Annotated in this window: 17 protein-coding genes and 1 tRNA gene; 2 read left to right on the top strand and 16 right to left on the bottom strand. The window is 27.1% G+C overall.

Annotated features, from left to right (window positions below):
• Positions 1–69: 69 nt before the first annotated feature.
• From holA to KGF48_RS04335, 4 genes are all read right to left on the bottom strand, one after another.
• Positions 70–1113, bottom strand: a complete 1044-nt coding sequence (gene holA / locus KGF48_RS04350) for a DNA polymerase III subunit delta (RefSeq protein ID WP_227828195.1) — start codon at positions 1111–1113, stop codon at positions 70–72.
• A complete protein-coding gene (locus tag KGF48_RS04345) occupies positions 1076–2356 on the bottom strand; it encodes a ComEC/Rec2 family competence protein (protein ID WP_227839985.1) in 1281 nt (426 codons plus the stop codon). The genes holA and KGF48_RS04345 overlap by 38 nt, the downstream gene beginning before the upstream one ends.
• A 129-nt stretch (positions 2357–2485) precedes the next feature.
• Positions 2486–3670 carry a GNAT family N-acetyltransferase gene (gene eis / locus KGF48_RS04340; RefSeq protein WP_227828193.1) on the bottom strand — a complete coding sequence of 395 codons (1185 nt, stop codon included), beginning with the start codon at positions 3668–3670 and terminating at the stop codon, positions 2486–2488.
• Between the two features lie 8 nt (positions 3671–3678).
• Positions 3679–4584, bottom strand: coding sequence for a DUF2156 domain-containing protein (locus tag KGF48_RS04335; protein WP_227828192.1), 906 nt, complete (start codon positions 4582–4584; stop codon positions 3679–3681).
• Between the two features lie 186 nt (positions 4585–4770).
• Between KGF48_RS04335 and KGF48_RS04330 the strand changes: the two genes are divergently transcribed.
• Positions 4771–5607 carry a ComEC/Rec2 family competence protein gene (locus tag KGF48_RS04330; protein ID WP_227839984.1) on the top strand — a complete coding sequence of 279 codons (837 nt, stop codon included), beginning with the start codon at positions 4771–4773 and terminating at the stop codon, positions 5605–5607.
• Positions 5608–5733: 126 nt separating this feature from the next.
• On the opposite strand, the gene KGF48_RS04325 is transcribed toward KGF48_RS04330, so the two are convergent.
• From KGF48_RS04325 to KGF48_RS04305, 5 genes are all read right to left on the bottom strand, one after another.
• Entirely contained in the window at positions 5734–6441 is a 708-nt protein-coding gene (locus KGF48_RS04325; protein ID WP_227839982.1) for a tRNA threonylcarbamoyladenosine dehydratase, read from the bottom strand.
• A 169-nt stretch (positions 6442–6610) separates the two neighbouring features.
• Positions 6611–6707 (bottom strand) — tRNA-Sec (locus tag KGF48_RS04320).
• 245 nt (positions 6708–6952) lie between these two features.
• Complete coding sequence (locus KGF48_RS04315; protein ID WP_227839981.1) at positions 6953–7792, bottom strand: 3D domain-containing protein; 840 nt, start codon at positions 7790–7792, stop codon at positions 6953–6955.
• A gap of 241 nt (positions 7793–8033) precedes the next feature.
• The gene (locus KGF48_RS04310) at positions 8034–8708 is read right to left on the bottom strand and encodes a uracil-DNA glycosylase (RefSeq protein WP_227432554.1); all 675 of its coding nucleotides are present in this window, start codon (positions 8706–8708) and stop codon (positions 8034–8036) included.
• 40 nt (positions 8709–8748) lie between these two features.
• A complete protein-coding gene (locus KGF48_RS04305; protein WP_227828187.1) occupies positions 8749–9120 on the bottom strand; it encodes a NusG domain II-containing protein in 372 nt (123 codons plus the stop codon).
• A gap of 66 nt (positions 9121–9186) precedes the next feature.
• On the opposite strand from KGF48_RS04305, the gene KGF48_RS04300 reads away from it, so the two are divergent.
• A complete protein-coding gene (locus KGF48_RS04300; protein WP_227867769.1) occupies positions 9187–10242 on the top strand; it encodes an FAD:protein FMN transferase in 1056 nt (351 codons plus the stop codon).
• A 163-nt stretch (positions 10243–10405) separates the two neighbouring features.
• Here the strand turns inward: KGF48_RS04300 and KGF48_RS04295 are convergent, their stop codons facing one another.
• The 7 genes from KGF48_RS04295 to KGF48_RS04265 all read right to left on the bottom strand — a co-directional run bounded on the left by KGF48_RS04295 (position 10406) and on the right by KGF48_RS04265 (position 15812).
• Complete coding sequence (locus KGF48_RS04295) at positions 10406–10840, bottom strand: tellurium resistance protein TerC (RefSeq protein ID WP_227828185.1); 435 nt, start codon at positions 10838–10840, stop codon at positions 10406–10408.
• Positions 10841–10843: 3 nt separating this feature from the next.
• A complete protein-coding gene (locus tag KGF48_RS04290) occupies positions 10844–11041 on the bottom strand; it encodes a helix-turn-helix transcriptional regulator (protein WP_227867768.1) in 198 nt (65 codons plus the stop codon).
• Positions 11042–11292: 251 nt separating this feature from the next.
• The gene (locus KGF48_RS04285) at positions 11293–12471 is read right to left on the bottom strand and encodes an aminotransferase class I/II-fold pyridoxal phosphate-dependent enzyme (RefSeq protein WP_227867767.1); all 1179 of its coding nucleotides are present in this window, start codon (positions 12469–12471) and stop codon (positions 11293–11295) included.
• Between the two features lie 56 nt (positions 12472–12527).
• The gene (locus tag KGF48_RS04280) at positions 12528–13592 is read right to left on the bottom strand and encodes an aminopeptidase P family protein (protein WP_227839976.1); all 1065 of its coding nucleotides are present in this window, start codon (positions 13590–13592) and stop codon (positions 12528–12530) included.
• Positions 13593–13696: 104 nt separating this feature from the next.
• The gene (locus tag KGF48_RS04275) at positions 13697–14959 is read right to left on the bottom strand and encodes a PTS fructose transporter subunit IIC (RefSeq protein WP_227839974.1); all 1263 of its coding nucleotides are present in this window, start codon (positions 14957–14959) and stop codon (positions 13697–13699) included.
• A gap of 24 nt (positions 14960–14983) precedes the next feature.
• Entirely contained in the window at positions 14984–15301 is a 318-nt protein-coding gene (locus tag KGF48_RS04270; protein ID WP_227432546.1) for a PTS fructose transporter subunit IIB, read from the bottom strand.
• A 55-nt stretch (positions 15302–15356) separates the two neighbouring features.
• Positions 15357–15812 (bottom strand): PTS sugar transporter subunit IIA, encoded by a 456-nt coding sequence (locus KGF48_RS04265; protein ID WP_227828180.1) that lies wholly within the window; start codon positions 15810–15812, stop codon positions 15357–15359.
• Positions 15813–15824 lie beyond the last annotated feature (12 nt).

Genomic DNA, 15824 nt, shown 5'->3' with positions numbered 1-15824 from the left:
AATTTAGCCTACTTGTATTTTGAACTATAACATATCTTGCTATTTATTTTTTATTAATATATAAATTTTTTACATTGCTTGCCTTTTACAGTATCTACTAACCAACATTTCTACTGCTAAAGTATCCCTTATAAGACCTGTTTTTATTTTATAATCGCTTTCTAATATATAGTTTAAAATTTCTATGATTATATCATCAGAGAAGTTTTTAGTCTGTTTTAATGCTTTTCCTATTACAAATTGATGCATTTTTAATTTATCTGCTATAAGTTTTGCTGAGTATCCCTCTAGTTGTAATTGTCTTACTTGCATAACTATTTTAAATTGTCTAGCTATCATAGAAAATATACCTAAAACAGATTCGCCTTCTTGTATCATATCATTCAATATTTTCATTGCATTAGAAGCACTTTGCTCTCCAATATAATCAATTAACTTAAATATATCATTTTCAACCTTTTTAGGAGATAATTTATCTATTACATCATTAGTTACACTATTTCCCTTTCCAACAAATGAACTAATTTTATTTATCTCGTTTTCTAAGTCTGATAAAGTCTTTTCACTACTTTTATCTCTATATCCTTCTTGTTCAATAAAATACATTATTTGAGAGTTTTCTATTATAACTTCATTTAGAGCAAAAGATTTTTTTATCCACTTAAATAAGTCCATATCAGAAAGCTTGTCACAATTAAAAACAATTCCATTATTACCTATCTTTTTAACTAAAGATTTTCTTTTGTCAATATCTCCGTATACAACAAAAACTATAGTGGTAGTGTCTGGAGTATTATCTAAATGCTCTATCAAGTATTTTTCGTCGCTATCTGTAAAATTCTTTTTCTTTCCTTTTAGTAACTCAAAGTCTTTTACTATTACTATTTTTCTATCATCCATAAAAGGAAGTGTCTCTATAGAGCTTATAAGCTGATTTAAGACTATTTCCTTTCCATCTATTATATCTAAGTTAAAATCGAGCATTCCTTCGTTTAAATTCTCTTTAAAGACTTTTATTGCATTTTCTATTAAATAATACTCTCTGCCATAAAAAAGATACATTTTCTCAAGTTTTTTATCTTTTATATTCCTTATAATATCCTTGTAATCCATTTTCTTGCTCCTTTATCTCTTTTCCTTCTATGTAAAATATGTAAAAAAATACTCCTATGTAATAAATCACTACAATATAAAGTTTAGGGTTATCTATATCAATATATGCAAAATTTAAATTGCTGAGTTTCTCTAGTAAAAAAAATATGATTTCTATCAATGTGCTGTTGAATAAAGCTATTATTTTAGCTATTACTACACTTATTTTAAATATTATTAAACTTGCAATACTCAAATACATTATTATACCTATAAATGGTACTATGATTAAATTTCCTATGATTGAAACCAATGGTATACCTTTAAATGTATAATATATTATAGGCAAGGTTAATATATTTGACGATATTGTCAATGATACCATACTTAATTTTATAATACTATTTATTTTATTGTAAAATATTAGTATAGAGAATGTAGCTAAAAAAGATAATTGAAAACTTACATTATATATAACATAGGGGTTATTTATAATTAAAACTATCCCTATTAGAGACAGTGTTGATATTCCATCCTTTTTTCTATTAATAAAGACTGATAAATAGAAAACCATAACAAATGCTATAGACCTAATTATAGATGGAGACGCACCTACCATTATACAATATAAAGATATAAAAATCGACAATATTAATAATTTATACAATTTATTTATACCTCTTAATAAAAAAGCAATTACAACACATAGTATGCCTGTATGAAGACCAGATATAGATATTACATGACTAGTTCCTGTCCTAGTGAACATTTCTTTTTGTTCATCTGTCAAATTTTCAACCTCTGCTAACAATATAGAATTTATAAAATCTGAATTTTTCTTATATAAATATCTATAAGTTTTATTTATGTAAAGCTTTATTTTACCTATTAAGTCATATATTTTATTTTTACCAATAATTTTATAACTATTTATATATATTATACCTTTATATCCAGTACTTTTTATATATCTTCCATAATCAAAATCTTCATATTTCATTTTACCTAAACTTTTAAATTTACCTGTAACATTAACTTTCTGACCAATTTTCAAATTTTTAGTTCTTGTGTAATCATTTATTAGGAAAGCTCCTACTTTATACTGATTATATCTAGGCTTTTCAAATCTTCCTTTGACTGTTCCTTGTATGGTTATTATCTTATCATTAAATTTTTCATCCTCTTTCTTCTTATTTGTGATAATAAAAGATACAGCTATCACAAATATTAATATAATTAGTAAAGGTCTTCTTATTTGAATCATAATCACTCCTCTATAAAACATATTATTTAGATTATTTTCAAATAAATATTTTTTAAACAAAAGAAATTATTCTATAAACAAAAGAATACGTCAAAAGATTTATTAAAATCTTTTGACGTATTTTCACTTCTATATATATTCATTTATATAATTGTCTTTTTTAGAAAAAATGCAATTAAGTATTTCTATTGTTTCTTTTGAAATACCTTCTATATTATTTAATAAAAGTGCTTCTTCAACGTCTGTATAAGAAAATGCCAATTGTGTTAAAGCATTTATATCTAATTTAATATCAAAACACTCTTGAAGCCCTTCTGTGCATTCTTTATTTAATTTTTCCACTATTACTTTCTTATTTTGTATAGAGACTTTGAATAGTCCATTATTTTCTTCTATAAATTTATCTTCTATATATAATTTTATAGAGCTATTAATATCCTTATCTATATCTATATCTTCAATAAATTGCTTTACATTTATAACTCTTCCCATCATAAAAGGTTTTATTTTTATCTCACAATCTTTAGGGTTGTCTAATATAAACCTTATCTTATCTATTGTAGGAGTAGCTATAGAAGCTATCTTACATTGAGTATTGTGATTATATATAAATTTAAGCATTGATTTAAGAGCATCTATGTTTTTATAAAATAGCTCTCTGACAAACATTTTATCTCCTTGAAGAAAATAAATTATATATCCATCTTTTTCATTACCTTCATGGATATATAAATGTCCGTCTTCACTTTGGATTTCTTTAAATAAGTTTTCATAATAATGTTCATCTTTTAACACATTACCATTAACCTCATTTAAAAATACTTTATCTATTTTTATTAAATCATCAATTTGTGATAAATCAGCTTTTATCATTTTTCCATTTGCCTTGAAATTTTTTAAATCATCTGTTTTGATAGTATATTCAATTTGGTCATAACAATGCTCATATCCAAATCTTCTATAAAGTCTATAGTCAATTGGCATTAATATAGATACTAGTTGTCCTTTCTTATACAACTCATTTAAAGTAAATTTAATAACTTTACTCATATAACCAGTTCCTCTCCCCTCAGGAAGTGTAGAAACCCCTACTACATACGATGTATTGTATACCTTACTATTTAAGCTTAATTTATACTGGTTTAGCTGAAGAGAGGAAACAATTTTTCCTTCATCTAAAGCTATTACAGTATTTTCATATTTATATTTATCATTAAAATAGTATTTCATGAAACTTTCACTGTCATTAAAGCAATAACTCCATATTTCTTTTATACTTTCTATTTCTTCGTCTTTAGCATACCTAATCTCCATATAGTTTATTAAGCCTCCCTAACACTGTACTTTTCAACAAATCTACAAGGGTGGTAAGAAAGTTTAGCTTTTCTCAGACCTTCAATACCTAAGTCTTCTTCTCTATTTACAAATTCAACATCTTCAAATTCACTTACTAAAAATTGTTGGTTTATAAATGGATATAAGCCTCTTATATCAGGATTGGCTTTTTCTATATGAATTAATGCCATGTTTTTATTTAAAAGCTCTCCGATACTAAATGCTTCTAATTTTCCATCCACATATACACCAAACACTTTTACTTTATCTTTTAAAATATCGTAATTGTTAAATATCTTTTTGATACCAACCAATTCATCATCCATGCTTTCATCAAATTCGTTATTTTCTTCTTTGTTACTTTCCCATTCTTTCATTAATACTAAACATTCATTGAAGTTTTCTTTATCTAATAATCTTGCTTCATATCTACCTGCATATTCTTTTAAGAAATAATTAATGTGATTTCTCTTCTTTTGATTCTTTTTTCCAGCTAATGTTCTTAAACTTTCTGCATCATAGATATAGTCAAATAAATCTCTTTCTTCTATATACTCAAATCTATTTGGGTATTTTTCTTTTAGAAATTCTACCACTTCAGTAGTAATACCTCTTAAGTATATTTTTTTGTTGTTATGTGAAAAATACTCAAGTACAAAATCTACAACTTCTGGAAGTTTGTCTTTTTTAGCAAGTGGTAATATTGAGAAACTATCTCCTTCGTATTCACCAACTAAAACAGCAAAATCTTCACCTATATAATATCCTGTCTTATAAACATGTTGCCACATATATAAAGTACTAAAACAGTACTCACAAGCTTCATAATCTACTAAATCAAAATAAGGGTCTAGCTCCTTTTTTGAATTTAGTTCAATATCTTTGAAAAACATAAAATCCTCCTACCTTTTTATTGCTTAATTTTTTAAAATTTTATTTTGTATCTATAAAAACTCCAATTTAGTTATGGTATTAATTTCACTTATATTGTCTAAAATATAAAATAGGATAGTTCCCATATATCTTATATTACCCATCATAAAATTATATAAACATGTAATGACTGGAGTGATTTTTTATTGAGAAATAAAATTTTTTTATTAACACTTATTATAATATCACTTTTAAGTGGTTGTGACAAAAAATCTCTACTATCTATACATATGATAGATGTTGGACAAGGTGATAGTCTTTTAGTACAAACACCTACAAAGAAAAATATATTAATTGATGGAGGTGATGAAGATAGTGGAAATATAGTTACTAGTTACTTGAAACAAAAAAGAATAAAAACCATCGATATAATAATAGCCACACACCCAGATTCCGACCATATAGGTAGTCTTGATAATGTCATAAAAAAATTTAATGTAAACTCCATCTATATGCCTGAACAATCAACAGAAAGTGAAGCTTATCAAAACCTAATAAGTTCTTGTAATGATAAAAACCTATCTATTCAGTATCTATACAGAGATGATGTTTTAAATATTGATAACAATATAAATATATATGTATTAAGTCCTTCATATATACAAGAAGAATCTAATTTAAATTCAATAGTTTTTAAATTAAACTTTAATGACACCTCATTTTTATTTATGGGCGATGCTGAAGAACCAATTGAAAAAGAAATTTTACATTATTTTAAATTAGATAATATCAATTTTATAAAAATAGGTCATCATGGAAGCAATTCATCAACTACGTCAGAATTTATTGAAAAAATTCATCCAGATATAGCCGCAATATCATGTGGATATAAAAATCAATACGGTCATCCTCATAAAGAAGTTATCAATAATTTAAAACAAAACAATATATCAATTTATAGGACAGATAAAATAGGTGATATTGTTTTTTATAGTGATGGTAAAATGATATTTACAAAACACAAATATAAAATAGACACTTAACATAAGAAATAAAACTGTAACTACATAACAGAACTAGGCTAAAAGCATCAACATAAAATGGTTTTATATTGATGCTTTTAGCCTTTAAAATGTGTCTATAAAATTTATAAATAAAACATTTAACATTTATTCCCCTAATAATTCATTAACTATTACAGATGCAATTACTAATCCTCCAACAGATGGCACAAATGATACACTACCTGGTGTTACCTTTTTACCATTAATAACTTTCTTTTTAAGTTCTATTGGTTGTTCAGTTGAATATACTACCTTTAATTTTTTAATTCCTCTGTCTCTAAGCTCTTTTCTCATGACTTTAGCTAGAGGACAAGTACTTGTTTTGTGTATATCAGTAACAACTATTTTAGTTGGGTCTAATTTATTTCCCATCCCCATAGAGCTTATTATTTTTAAACCTTTTTTTTCACATGTTTCAATTAAATGTATCTTTGAGCTTACCATATCTATTGCATCCACAACATAATCATATTTTTCAATTAATATTTCACTGCTAGTATCTTTATTATAAAGATTTCTTATTTTTTTTATATTAATATTAGGATTTATATCTAAAATCCTTTCTTCCATAACATCAACTTTATATTTTCCCACAGTTGAATGTAGTGCTGGTATTTGTCTATTTATATTTGTTATATCTACATCATCAAAATCGACAATAGTGAGATTACCCACTCCAGCTCTTGCTAAAGCTTCAACAGTAAAACTACCTACTCCTCCAACTCCAAATACTATTACATTTGAATTTTTAAGTTTTTCTATCCCATCATCTCCAACTAGAAAACTAGTTCTCGTTGTAAAGTTATTTTCCATTTTCCACTCTCCTAGACTTTTATATACATAATATTAGTATTAGAAAATTTCCATTATATAATACTAAATATTATATGTCACTAAAAATATATCACTAAAAGTAAATTATCTCAAAATAATTTTTAAATTCAAAAGGGTATCTTTTAATATTAAAAGATACCCTTTATACTGGCGGGAATGCGTGGGAATCGAACCCACCTAAGAGGCTCTTAACCCCTCATACTAGTTTTGAAGACTAGAGGGCACACCGGCACCCATCCACTCCCATAATGAAACGTTTCTCAACGAAATCTATAATATCATATATTTTGACTCTTTGCAACAATTTTTATAGATTAATTTGATAGTAAATCATATTTTAAATAGTTTTTATCTATAACAATTAATATTTATATATCTGCTTATTATATTTATAGACTTAAAAACTGGAAACCATATTTTAATTATCTATAAAGAATTTTTCCTCTATTTAATCAAAATATAATTTCCAGTATAAATACAAATTATTTAATTATTTTAATATACGTATATCTATAGTTTTTCTTCCCCAGTTATAAACTGTTTTTGAATCATTCATAAATATATCAATTTTATTTCCTTTTATTGCACCACCACAGTCTTCAGCAGTAAATACCATATCAAATTGAGGTATATATACTTTCGTTCCATATGGTATAACCTTAGGGTCTACAGCTATTGTTCCCCACTTAGGCTTTGTTCCTGTTGCAGTTATACTATGACCAGAATATGCAGTTGCTACAACTCTCATACTTCTACCATTGTTACTACTACTGCTACTTGAAGAAGATGAAGCCATCCTTCTTGAACTTTCTCCCCTTGATGAAGCTACTTGCATTTCTACTTTTGTTCCTTTATTTACAACTTTATTAACTGGCTCAGATGTAACAACTTTTTTCACAAATTCCTTTTCTACTTTCTTACCATTGTGATAAGTTTCTTTATATACTAATTCACTTTTACCAGATTTTCCTTCTTCTTTAACTTTAGAATCTCCTTTTGACAAAGAGCTATCTTCAACAACTGTAACTTCAAATGGAATGTCTTTAGTCTCTACAACTGTTTTTTCCTTAACATCAATTACTTCTATTTTATCTCCATTAGATAACTTTGAATTTACATCCAAACTAACTATATCATTTCCATCATAGCTAATGTTTTGAGCTTCCAAAAGGTCTCCTACATTAGAGCTAAATGTAGATACAGTTCTCTCTTCTCCTTTTACTACCAATGTTACTTGTTTATTAAGTGCAGAGTATCCTGATAAAATTCCAACTGATAAAACAACCGCCATTGCCGAGACTTTAACATTACTCAATTTCTTTAAATTCATATAAAATTTCCTCCCTCAAATTTTTTACACTATATATTTTGCTTCGTAATATTCTGCTTCGTAAATTTCTTTTTTGTTTTTTGTGTAACTAAATTGTAACTATTTTTTCAAGAGTTGTCAACTTGACAAAAAAATAGAAATATGCATATATAGTATTTTCAACTATTAAAGCATATTTCTATTAGTTACAACAATGTCATTGTTTATTGTTGTTTTGTTATCGTTTTGTTACCTTTTATCTTTATATATTTTCTATCTGCCAATTGATAGGTTCTTTTCCTAGCTTTTCGAGAATTTCATTTATCTTGGAAAAGTGCTTACATCCAAAAAAACCTTTACTTGCTGATAATGGACTTGGATGAGGTGCTTCCAAAATATAATGCTTACTTGTATCAATCAATTCTACTTTTTTACGTGCATTACTTCCCCACAATACAAAAATTACTGGGTCTTCACGGTCACTTAAAATAGAAATCACTCTATCTGTGAAAATTTCCCACCCTTTATTTTTATGAGAATTAGCTTCATGTGCTCTAACAGTAAGTGCTGTATTTAAAAGTAAAACACCTTGGTCTGCCCAAGGCATTAAGTATCCATTATTAGGTATAAAACATCCTAAATCTTCTTTTAACTCTTTGTACATATTTAATAGAGATGGTGGAGTTTTTACTTGTGGTTGAACTGAAAAAGCTAAACCATGAGCTTGATTATCTCCATGGTAGGGGTCTTGTCCTAGTATTAAAACTTTTGTATCTTTATATGAAGTGTGTTTTAAAGCTTCATATATGTTATGCATATTAGGAAAAATTTGACGTGTCTTATATTCATCTATAAGGAATTTTCTTAAATTTAAATAATATTCTTTTTCAAATTCTTCTTTTAATAATTCATTCCAATCGTTTCCTAAATTAACCATAGTTATCACCAATTCCTTTCAGCTATTTTTATTTATTGTTTTATTTAGAAATTATATCCTCTTGATTGTCATTTTTTTCATTAGTATTTATTTTTATGCTCACTCTGTTAGGTATACAAACTATACTTTGGCTTGGTTTGTTTATAAAACCTGTATGTACACACACCTTATCAGGACATGAAGCATCTATTATCTCTACACCTTTGTCGTGAATTTTAACTATATTGTACCCTCCTCTATTTTCTATTTTAAATTCTTCTTTGGCATTTATTGAAACAGTCTTATACAATTTATTATCTACATAAATTTCAATACTTCCAGCATTTTTAGAATTTATAACAGTTATTATTCCATAACATGCTGTGATAACAATCAAAACACCTAAAATAAGAAGAATGTCTTTTTTCTTCATTTTTTGTCCTCCTATGAAATTATGCTATAATAAAATAATAACACAATTTCATAGGAGGAATATACCATGAATAAGAAAAAAATCACATTTATTTTTGTGATATTGATTTTAGCATTAATTTTATTTTCATTTTTTAGGAGTTCAAGTCAAAATACTAAATATAGTAAGACAAGCTATTACCTTGGTACAGTAAATGAAGTTACTATATTTAATACAAAAGAATCAAAAAGTGATAAAATTTTAAATGAATGTGATTCAATTTTAAGATATATTGATAACAAGATGAGTACTCATATACCAGGAAGCGATGTTTCTAAAATAAATGATAATGCTGGTAAAGATTTTGTCAAAGTTTCTGATGATACATTTTTTGTTGTACAAGAGGCTATAGAATACTCTAAGTTGTCAAATGGATACTTTGATATAACAATTGGTCCACTATCCAATCTATGGGCAATTGGAACAGACAAGGCTAAAATCCCAAATGACTCTGAGATAAACGAACTTCTTCCTCTCATTGATTACAAAAATATTATATTAGATGAAAAAAATAAATCTATAAAATTAGCTAAAGAAGATATGAAAATTGATTTAGGGGCAATAGCTAAAGGATATGCTGCTGATAAAATCGTAGGCTATTTGAAATCAGAAGGTGTAAAAAAAGCTTTAGTAAACTTGGGAGGTAATATATTTACTCTAGAAGATAGCAAAAATAACAAACCTTTTAAAATTGGTATTCAAGACCCAACTAGCAAAAATGGAGAATCTATAGGAAATATAGAAACTACAAATAAATCTGTTGTTACATCTGGAATTTATGAGAGATTTATAGAAAAAGATGGCAAAATATATCACCATATGTTAAATCCATTTACAGGATACCCTTTTGAGAACAACTTAAGTAGTGTTACAATAATATCTGATAAATCTATTAATTGTGATGCTTTATCTACTTCTACATTTGGACTTGGACTTGAAAAAGGTATGGATTTAATTAATAGTATTGATAATGTAGATGCTATATTTATAACCAAAGATAAAAAAGTATATTTAACTAATGGCATACAAAATAATTTTAAACTTACAGACAAAGCTTTTTCTATTGAAAAATTCAATAAATAATGAGTTTAAATAATAACTATATCTATTATGCATACAAATTTAAATAACTCTAATATAACTAATGTAAATTTAAGTTTTATATAAAATATGGTATATACTAAGTAGTCTAAAACAAATTGTACTTATGTATATACCATATTTATAGTTTAATTTATATAAAACACTACCCATTATTCTTTAACTTTCGATAATAAATAACACCTACAACATACAAAACAATCCATAAAACAGATAGATATATAATGATTACCAATGAGTTGTATATATCTAAGGCATGTAGTACAGAGAAAACAAAAGCAGATATAGGAATTATTATCATACACACAATATAAGCATATCTTCCTGCTTTATCTCTATACATAACATTCCTTTCATCATGAAGATTGATGTCTTCTGCTTCAAGCTTTTCTTTGTATTCCTCTTTATGCTTATTCCAGTAAAAATATCGATAAATTGCAGAAATTCCACCAAATCCAAATCCTCCTGCTAATCCAGCAAACAAAGAACCTAACTTATTACCAGTCATTAAACAAAGAAACAAGAAAGTAACACCTAAAACTACAAATACAATTCCTATTCTTAAATTTCTCTTTTCCATGAACTATATCTCCTTCCATAAAAATATTTCTTCAATCGACATTTCAAAAAAATCAGATATTTGAAATGCAAGTTCTAAAGATGGATTATATTTTCCATTTTCAATAGAACTAATCGTCTGCCTTGAAACCTTAAGAATTTTTGCAAAGTCCTCTTGATTAAGATCTTTTTTCTTTCTTAAATTTTCTACACGGTTTTTCAAAAATATTTCCTCCTTTTTGTAAAGTTTCCTTTACATCTATAATATAGCACTTGCTTTTATTTTTGTAAAGGAAACTTTACAAAACATATATAAAAATAGACATTTCATCAGAAATGCCTATCATTAAATATATTTACTTTTACAATTGAATTACATCTTGTTGTCTATAAACCTTATTTTTTGATGTTTTTTAGTATATCCCTACAACAACCTACATTTTTATATTTTCAATAAATAATACAACTAACTTTTTATAGTGACTTTACAAACAAATCCATTCTATTTAAAGCTTCAATTACGTTTTCTTTTTGAGTTCCTAAATTTATTCTAACATAGTTCTCACCATCTTTTACAAAATGACTTCCATCTTCTAACAATACTCCTGTATCTATAGCCAACTTATCTGTAAACTCACTTGCGCTTATACCTAATCCACTTATATCCATCCAAGCTAAGTAGGATGATTCCATCTTCATCAATTTTATCTTACTATATTTATTTACCCAAGTTTCTAAAAGTTCATAATTTGATTTTATATATTTATTTACACCACTTAACCACTCTCTACACTCATCATAAGCTGTTATTAATCCTATTATTCCAAACACATTTGGAGAAGTTATAGAATTTTGTTTTAATTTATTTCTAAAAGTATCTCTTATATCCTTATTTATGACTATTGAATAAGAAGTCTTTAATCCTCCAAGATTAAAACCTTTATTTGGTGATGTCAATAGGATAATATTTTCTAAAAGTTCCCTTTCAAGCTTAAGAATAGAATTAAATTCTCCATAATGAATATGCTCTGCATGTACTTCATCTGCAACTAAAATAACATTATTTTCTTTACATATAATTGCTACTTTCGTCATTTCTTCAATTGACCAAATTCTTCCTGATGGATTATGTGGTGTACAAAACATCATTAGCTTAGGTTTATTTTCTTTAATTTGAGATTCTAATCTATCAAAATTTATATAATATCTATCATTTATCACATCTAATGTATTACAAACTACATTTACACCCTGCTTTTTAGCTGATGATTCAAATGGGTCATAAACTGGTGTATTTAATATTATACTATCTCCTTTTTTACAAAAAGCTTGTACTACATAGTGAAGTGTTGACACAGTTCCATAAGTCAATGTAATCCATTCTCTCTCTACATTTACTTTATGCATATCTTTTTGCCACCCAATAACTGAATCATAAAATTCGTCATAACAGTATGTATATCCAAATACACCTCTTTTTACAGCTTCAATAAATTTATTTTCTATTTCTGTTGGTATTTTAAAATCCATATCAGCAATCCACATTGGCACAAAATCTTCTTTAATATCTCCAAATTTATCTTTTATAATGTTTAAGTCCCACTTTCTACACTTTTCACTTACTCTATCTGGTCTATCATCAAAATTATACATTTAAATTTACCTCGTCTTTTCTTATTATTATAAAAATACTTAGCTATAATTTATTTTTAATTTATTACTATTAAATCTTTGGTAGATGTAGTAAGTCTCATACATCCATCTTGAGTTATAAGTACATCATCTTCAATTCTTACTCCTCCAAGTTCTGGTACATATATACCAGGCTCTATAGTTACAATCATACCTTCTTTTAATACTTCATTTGATTCTGGAGCTAATGCTGGATACTCATGAACCATAATACCTACTCCATGCCCCAAATTGTGACCAAAATTATCACCATATCCATATGAACCAATTATATCTCTTGCAACCTTATCTATTTCACCAGTAGTCATACCTGACTTTAAAACCTTTATACACTCTTCATTAGCTTTCTTTACTATATTATATATTTTTTCAAGCTCCTTATCTGTAGTTCCCATACAAATAGTTCTAGTAATGTCTGAACAATAATTATTGTACTTTGCTCCAAAATCGAATGTAACAAAATCTCCATACTCTATAATTTTTTCACTTGCTTTTCCATGAGGTAAGGCTCCTCTCAAACCAGATGCAACTATAGTATCAAATGACTCTTTTTGTCCACCTAATTCTTTTATAAATCGTACAATTTCATTTTCTACTTGCATTTCACTCATACCAACTTTTATAAAGTCAATTATATGATAAAATGTAGCATCTACTATTTTACAAGCTTTTTTTATATATTTTATTTCATCTTCATCTTTCTCTTTTCTTAGAGTAGATAAATCAACTGATTTTAAAGTTACATTTAACTTGTTACTCATACTTTTATATGAGTCAAAAGATACTTCACTTCCTTCAAAGCCAATTTCTTTTATATTTTTATTTCTACAAATATCATTAATTATGTCAAAATACGTTCTATTTTTATCCATTAATATAACATCAAATAAATCTGATTTTCTTTTAACTTCTTCAAAGTACCTAAAATCTACTATTATATATTGTTTATCTTTCGTTATAAAAACATAACCTGATGAACTAAATAAATTTCCAATATAAAACTTATTGGTAGAACTATTAATAAGAATTCCATCTATATTATACTCTTTAAGATACTTTCTTATTTTTTCTATTTTATTCATAATTTTATCTTCACCACCCTTAATTAGTCATATAGGTAAGGCTGGTAATATTGTTTCAATCAATATTACCAGCCAAAGTTATTCTAGATAGTAAAATTTATAAATTAATCAATATAATCTACAACAAGTTTACCATCTTTTATTAATTTATTTCTGTAAAATACATTCCCTACAGCTATGAATATAGCACCAACTGCTATACCTATTACATATCCAAATAAGTTATCTACTAAAGGCCATGCCCATATAGCCGACTCTGGGAACCACTGAATTGCCCCTAAAATTATACCTGTAATAGCTCCTATTATACTTCCTACTATATTTAAAGGTATAACAAAACCTGGTCTCTCAAGTGCAAATGGTATCGCTCCCTCTGATATACCCATAAATGATAGGAATATAGAAGTTTTTCCTGCTTGATAGAATTGTCTATCATATACTCTTCTTCCTACTAATCTTTTATCTAATAAAGTTGTAAGTCCTAATCCAATTGGAGGAACAACTATAGCTATTGTTCTTGCTGTTATTGGTAATACATTTTCTGTAGTCAAACCAAGTGCAACGAATCCTGCTGCTTTATTTATTGGTCCACCTAAGTCAAATGCTGTAGCTGCTGCTAAAGCTGTTGCATATACATACTCTCCTGCTGCTCCTGCTGCTGTTAAGAAGTTTTTCATACTTTCATTAATTAATCCACCAAATGGAGTTATTATAAATATCATCAATACCATACAAGTTAATGATGCTATTAGTGGTATTAAAAATGTTGTTTTAAAAGCTAACCAGTTATGAGAAACTTTTATAGATTTATTTAACCATTTTACAAAATATCCTATTATAAATGCTATTAATATTGCACCTAAGAATCCTGATGCAACTGGTACAACTTCTGTCCATTGTCCATCTACGAATTGTGGTACCCCTACAGGTTTATTAGCTACATATCCACCTATAAATCCTGCGATTAAGGCTGTTTTTCCACCTATAGAATTTGCACAGAATGCTGCAAATAGTGGTATTGCAAATCCAAACAGAGTAAATCCGAAGTTTGACATTAATTGTGCCATGTTTAAAAGACTAAGCTTAAATCCTGTAAATTCACCTGAGTTCATAGCATCAACTATACCTACAGATGGGTCAAGTCCTAATATTGCATATGGTATTAATTGAGATAAAGCTCCTATAAGTCCACCCATTACTAAGACTGGTATCATATACGATATACCTGTCATTATATGTTTACTAACTTCTTTCCACTTTCCATTTCCCTTTGATTGAGTTGGATTAGATGGAGTAGTTTTTCCTGCGTTATTGCCTCCTGTTGTAGAAGCACCTGAACTGTTTATAACTTTTTTCTTGATTGCCATTCTATTTCCTCCACAGTAAATTTATTATATTCCTAAATCCTCTTCTATTTCCTTTATAACACCTTCTGCATTCTTTATAGCTTCTTGTAATTCAACCTCATAAACTTCACAACCATCAAATCTTTCCATACCTTCTGGTGTTATTGCTACTGCATGTATTATCATAGTTGCTCCTAATATGTCTTCTCTTGTTAATTCATTTTGCACACCATCTGCACCTTGAGTTTCAACTTTTGCTTCATAACCTAATGCCTTTGCAGCTTGCTCTATTGCTTCTGCTGCCATAAAAGTGTGAGCTAGTCCCATTGGACAAGCACATAATGCTACTAATTTTTTATTCATTTTAAATTCCTCCTATTTACTTTAATTATTTTTTTATTTTAACCTTAGTATTTATCTATAAACCTAAAGCTTCATTTATTAAATTAGCGATTTCTTCCACATTATCACTCTTTAAAAGAGAATCTTTAAAATCTTTATTTATTAATTTTCTTGAAAGAGATGATAATAATTTAAGGTGTATGTTTTCTTTACTTTTTCCTGGCATAAGTAAACTTATTGCCAATTTGACATTGTCTTCACCTTCGTTCCAAACAACATCATCATTAAACTTTAGTACCACTACTGCTGGATTTTCAATTGCATCATTTTTAGTATGAGGTATTGCTATAGATTCTCCTAGATTTGTAGTAAATTGCTCTTCTCTAGCTATTAAACCTTCATATACTAGATTTTCATCTTCTGTTAAATTTAATTCTTTAGCTTTCTTTGCTATAAATTTTAAAACCTCAACCTTAGACTTAGCCTCAGTATTTAAAAATACATATTCTTTGTTAAATATGTTTGTTCCCATTGTTAATTTCCT

The sequence above is a fragment of the Clostridioides sp. ZZV15-6388 genome (assembly GCF_020657755.1).
Lineage (GTDB): Bacteria > Bacillota > Clostridia > Peptostreptococcales > Peptostreptococcaceae > Clostridioides.
The sequence above is the reverse complement of the archived record's forward strand: the minus strand, read 5'-3'. Positions and strand labels throughout refer to the sequence as shown.

Excerpts from the sequence above, each read along its gene's own strand:
- holA (WP_227828195.1), bottom strand. The coding sequence starts at position 1,113 with ATGGATTACAAGGATATTATAAGGAATATAAAAGATAAAAAACTTGAG.
- KGF48_RS04345 (WP_227839985.1), bottom strand. The coding sequence starts at position 2,356 with ATGATTCAAATAAGAAGACCTTTACTAATTATATTAATATTTGTGATA.
- eis (WP_227828193.1), bottom strand. The coding sequence starts at position 3,670 with ATGGAGATTAGGTATGCTAAAGACGAAGAAATAGAAAGTATAAAAGAA.
- KGF48_RS04335 (WP_227828192.1), bottom strand. The coding sequence starts at position 4,584 with ATGTTTTTCAAAGATATTGAACTAAATTCAAAAAAGGAGCTAGACCCT.
- KGF48_RS04325 (WP_227839982.1), bottom strand. The coding sequence starts at position 6,441 with ATGGAAAATAACTTTACAACGAGAACTAGTTTTCTAGTTGGAGATGAT.
- KGF48_RS04315 (WP_227839981.1), bottom strand. The coding sequence starts at position 7,792 with ATGAATTTAAAGAAATTGAGTAATGTTAAAGTCTCGGCAATGGCGGTT.
- KGF48_RS04310 (WP_227432554.1), bottom strand. The coding sequence starts at position 8,708 with ATGGTTAATTTAGGAAACGATTGGAATGAATTATTAAAAGAAGAATTT.
- KGF48_RS04305 (WP_227828187.1), bottom strand. The coding sequence starts at position 9,120 with ATGAAGAAAAAAGACATTCTTCTTATTTTAGGTGTTTTGATTGTTATC.
- KGF48_RS04300 (WP_227867769.1), top strand. The coding sequence starts at position 9,187 with ATGAATAAGAAAAAAATCACATTTATTTTTGTGATATTGATTTTAGCA.
- KGF48_RS04295 (WP_227828185.1), bottom strand. The coding sequence starts at position 10,840 with ATGGAAAAGAGAAATTTAAGAATAGGAATTGTATTTGTAGTTTTAGGT.
- KGF48_RS04285 (WP_227867767.1), bottom strand. The coding sequence starts at position 12,471 with ATGTATAATTTTGATGATAGACCAGATAGAGTAAGTGAAAAGTGTAGA.
- KGF48_RS04280 (WP_227839976.1), bottom strand. The coding sequence starts at position 13,592 with ATGAATAAAATAGAAAAAATAAGAAAGTATCTTAAAGAGTATAATATA.
- KGF48_RS04275 (WP_227839974.1), bottom strand. The coding sequence starts at position 14,959 with ATGGCAATCAAGAAAAAAGTTATAAACAGTTCAGGTGCTTCTACAACA.
- KGF48_RS04270 (WP_227432546.1), bottom strand. The coding sequence starts at position 15,301 with ATGAATAAAAAATTAGTAGCATTATGTGCTTGTCCAATGGGACTAGCT.
- KGF48_RS04265 (WP_227828180.1), bottom strand. The coding sequence starts at position 15,812 with ATGGGAACAAACATATTTAACAAAGAATATGTATTTTTAAATACTGAG.